The organism is Microbacterium sp. Leaf351, from assembly GCF_001423825.1.
In the GTDB taxonomy this organism is placed as follows: domain Bacteria; phylum Actinomycetota; class Actinomycetes; order Actinomycetales; family Microbacteriaceae; genus Microbacterium; species Microbacterium ginsengisoli.
The window spans coordinates 17455-20791 of record NZ_LMPK01000015.1 but is presented as its reverse complement, the minus strand read 5'-3'; the positions used below and the strand labels follow the sequence as shown (position 1 = coordinate 20791).

The 3337-nt window shown below is 73.6% G+C and carries 7 protein-coding genes and 1 pseudogene; 3 read left to right on the top strand and 5 right to left on the bottom strand.

Features of this window, described 5'->3' with window-relative positions:
* The 3 genes from ASG00_RS17230 to ASG00_RS05775 form a co-directional block, all read left to right on the top strand.
* Positions 1-290, top strand: a 290-nt coding sequence (locus tag ASG00_RS17230) for a DUF2867 domain-containing protein (RefSeq protein ID WP_235559224.1), incomplete at its 5' end; no start/stop codon positions are given.
* Positions 291-310: 20 nt separating this feature from the next.
* Positions 311-787 (top strand): MogA/MoaB family molybdenum cofactor biosynthesis protein, encoded by a 477-nt coding sequence (locus tag ASG00_RS05780; protein WP_045247309.1) that lies wholly within the window; start codon positions 311-313, stop codon positions 785-787.
* Positions 788-816: 29 nt separating this feature from the next.
* Positions 817-1233, top strand: a complete 417-nt coding sequence (locus tag ASG00_RS05775; protein ID WP_045247349.1) for a molybdenum cofactor biosynthesis protein MoaE — start codon at positions 817-819, stop codon at positions 1231-1233.
* 26 nt (positions 1234-1259) lie between these two features.
* Here ASG00_RS05775 and ASG00_RS05770 read toward each other — a convergent pair whose 3' ends face one another.
* The 5 genes and pseudogenes from ASG00_RS05770 to ASG00_RS05760 all read right to left on the bottom strand — a co-directional run.
* Positions 1260-1496 carry a MoaD/ThiS family protein gene (locus ASG00_RS05770; RefSeq protein ID WP_045247308.1) on the bottom strand — a complete coding sequence of 79 codons (237 nt, stop codon included), beginning with the start codon at positions 1494-1496 and terminating at the stop codon, positions 1260-1262.
* A pseudogene (locus tag ASG00_RS17225) lies at positions 1493-1767 on the bottom strand (cyclic pyranopterin monophosphate synthase MoaC); the annotation flags it as partial. The gene ASG00_RS05770 and the pseudogene ASG00_RS17225, both read right to left, overlap by 4 nt.
* 1 nt (position 1768) lies before the next feature.
* Positions 1769-1936 (bottom strand): cyclic pyranopterin monophosphate synthase MoaC (locus tag ASG00_RS17220; RefSeq protein WP_327037496.1); only part of this gene is annotated, 168 nt, incomplete at its 3' end.
* A 53-nt stretch (positions 1937-1989) separates the two neighbouring features.
* On the bottom strand, positions 1990-2091 hold the full coding sequence (locus tag ASG00_RS17215; RefSeq protein WP_235559376.1) for a hypothetical protein: 102 nt from the start codon (positions 2089-2091) through the stop codon (positions 1990-1992).
* A 56-nt stretch (positions 2092-2147) separates the two neighbouring features.
* Positions 2148-3184 (bottom strand): molybdopterin molybdotransferase MoeA (locus tag ASG00_RS05760; protein WP_327037495.1); only part of this gene is annotated, 1037 nt, incomplete at its 3' end.
* Positions 3185-3337 lie beyond the last annotated feature (153 nt).

The following is a 3337-nucleotide window of genomic DNA, read 5'->3' as shown; positions in this document are numbered from 1 at the left end:
CCTCCCGGGTCGTCGAGGGCGACGTCGTCGACTTCTGGCGCGTCGAGAAGGTCGAGCCCGGGCGAATGCTGCGCCTGCGCGCCGAGATGCGGGTGCCGGGGCTCGCCTGGCTCGAGCTCGGCTGCGCTCCCGATGGCGACGGCGCGCGGTACACGCAGCGGGCGGTGTTCTTCCCGCAGGGCCTGTCAGGCCGCCTCTACTGGCTGTCGGTGCTGCCGTTCCACGGCGCCATCTTCCGGGGCATGGCGAATCGCATCACTGCCGCCGCCGAGGCCGAGACCACTCGATGATGCGGCGGTACCCTGGGTCCATGAGCTTCCGGGCGGCCGTGCTGACGGTGTCGGACCGTTCCGCCTCAGGTGAGCGACCCGACACCTCCGGTCCCATCGCGGTGCAGGCGCTCCGAGGCACCGGGTGGGCGTGCGAAGAGGCGATGATCGTCGCCGACGGCAAGGACTCCGTCGCTCGCGCGCTCGTCACCCTGGTCGGCAGCGGCGTGCGGCTCATCATCACCAACGGCGGCACGGGCATCGGTCCGCGCGACCAGACCCCCGAGGGGACGCGGTTCATCCTCGAGACCGAGATTCCCGGCATCGCCGAGGAGATCCGCAGGCGGTCGGCGATCGACAAGCCGTCGGCTGCGCTGTCGCGTGGTGTCGCGGGACTGGCGGGAGGTGCGCTCATCGTGAACCTGCCGGGGTCTCCGAACGCCGTCTCGGCCGGTGTCGCCTTCGTGCTCGAGATCGCCCGTCATGTGATCGACCAGGTCGACGGGCGCGACCATTGAGCGCCGCATCGGCGTCCGCGCCCGCGTGCGTGCTCGCGCGCATCAGCGCCGCGTCCCTCGACCTGTCCCAGCACATCGACGCCGTCGACGACCCGGCGTGTGGCGCCGTGACGACCTTCATCGGTCGGGTGCGCGACCATGATCCGGATGCCGCGGCATCCGTCGTCGCCCTGGAGTACACCGCCCACCCCGACGCCGAGACGGTGCTCGCCGCGATCGCCGAGCGGGCGGCGGCGGGAACCGTCGCGCGGGTCGCGGTCAGCCACCGGATCGGTCGGCTCGCGGTCGGCGAGGATGCCGTCATCATCGCGGTCTCGGCGCCGCACCGGGCGGCGGCGTTCGACGTCTGCCGCGAGGTGATCGAGCAGATCAAGCTCGAGCTGCCGGTATGGAAGAAGCAGCTCACCAGCGACGGGGAGTCGCTGTGGAAGGGGCTCGGGGGCTGACGCCGGCCCGCGGCGCAGCCTCCCGCTCAGCCGCCCGCGAACGGCGGCAGCACGTCGATGGTCTCGGAGCCCGTCAGCAGGTGCTCGTCATCGACGCGTGCGCCGTCGACGAGCAGCGCGCACCGCGGGAGGACGCCGTCGAAGCCCGGGTGGGCGGCCAGCAGCTGCGCGCGCAGCTCACCGACGGTCGCGGCGCCGCGCTGCTCGGCCGGAGTCCCGGCGATCTCTTCGGCGGCGGCGAAGTAGCGCACGGTGACGCTCACGCGCGGGGGCTCCCCGCGGCATCCGCGTTCAGCTCACCGGGACGCACCCACGCGCCCGACCGGCCGCCCTCCTTTGCGACGATGCGCACGTTCTCGATCGACGTCGCCCTGTCGAGCCCCTTCACCATGTCGACGATCGCGAGGGCGGCGACCGAGACGGCGGTGAGGGCCTCCATCTCGACGCCGGTGCGATCAGCGGTGCGCACCGTGGCGACGATCTCGACCCCGCCGTCGACGATGTCGAGGTCGACGACCGCGCCGTGCACACCGANGACGGCGAGCACGTCGCCCTTGGGTACGGCGCCGTCGCGCAGGGCGGCGACCACCTCGGGGGCGCAGCGCACGAAGCCGCGGGCGGTCGCAGCGCGCACGGTGGGCGACTTGGCGGTCACGTCGACCATGCGCGCGTGGCCGGCGTCGTCGATGTGCGTGAAGCTCATGTCACCAGCATGGCACCGCCACGTGGGCGGCCGGCGTCGGCGAGGTCGAGCGCTCAGCCGAGCAGCATGACATCGAGCAGGTCGCCGGCGGAGACCTCGTCGATGTCGGCGGGCACGATCGCGTACGCCTCGGCGCGTGCGAGGCCTCCCGCCAGGTGCGATCCCGACCCGCCCGCCGTCGCCGGAGCGACGGTCCACGCGGCCGGGTCGNCGGCGTCCGGGTGGGGTTCGCCACCCGGACGCCGCCGCGAGCCTCAGCAGCGGCCGTGCGAGGTCTCGCGCCCCGGCCATCGCCCGGATCGCGGGCCGAACGAACACCTCGAACGAGAGAGCGGATGACACGGGGTTGCCCGGCAGCCCGAACAGCAGCGGTCCCGCGGCCAGACGCCCGAAGGCCTGCGGCTTCCCCGGCTGCATGCGCACCCGCACGAACTCGATGCCGCTGTCGGGCGCCGCGAGCGCCGTCTTCACGACTTCGAACGCCCCCGCGCTGATGCCGCCGCTCGTGACGATCAGGTCGGCGCGCGCCGACACCGCGCCGGCTATCGCCGCGAGGAAGGCGGCGTCGTCATCGGGAACGACGGCGCGGAAGGCGACCTCGGCGCCGGCCTCGAGCGCGAGTGCGGCGAGCTGCACCCCGTTCGAGTCGGGGAGCCGTCCCGGCCCCGGCGTGTGACCCGCCATGACCAGTTCGTCGCCGGTCGAGACGATCGCCACCCGCGGGCGTCGCGCGACCACGAGGTCCGTTACTCCCGCCGCGGTCGCGGCGCCCAGTTGCAGGGGGCCGAGCACGGCTCCCGAGGGAACGACCTCGTCACCCACCTGCACGTCGACACCGCGGCGCCGCACGAATGCGCCCTGTCGCGCCGGGGCCGTCACGGTGATCTCCCCGAACGAGTCGGCGAGCCCGCCTACGGTGTCCTCGAACGGCACGATCGCATCGGCCGCCGTCGGCACCGGTGCGCCGGTCATGATGCGCACGGCCTCGCCGGCACCGAACGACGGATCGAGCGCCGAACCGGCGGGCAGGTCGGCGATGACGCGCAGCGTGACCGGAGGGGACGCGACATCCTCGGCTCGCACGGCGAACCCGTCCATCGCCGAGTTGTCGAACGCGGGGATGTCGAGTCGCGCGACGACCGCCGCGCGCAGCACCCGGCCCTGCGCGTCGGCGGGAGTGACACGCTCGTCTCCGGTGGGGGTCACGGCCGCGAGGATCGCCGCGAGATGCTCCTCGACCTCACGCATGCCGCTCATGCGCTCACCCGTGCGGGTCGCAGCGGCACCTCGCGCTGGGTGCCGCGCAGCGCGTCGACGAGCAGCACCCGGCCGAGGAGCGGCTCGCCGACGCCGGTGACGAGCTTCACGGTCTCGGTGGCCAGCACGGCGCCGATCTGCAGG

Coding starts and splice junctions, on each gene's coding strand:
- ASG00_RS05780 (WP_045247309.1), top strand. CDS start 311: ATGAGCTTCCGGGCGGCCGTGCTGACGGTGTCGGACCGTTCCGCCTCA.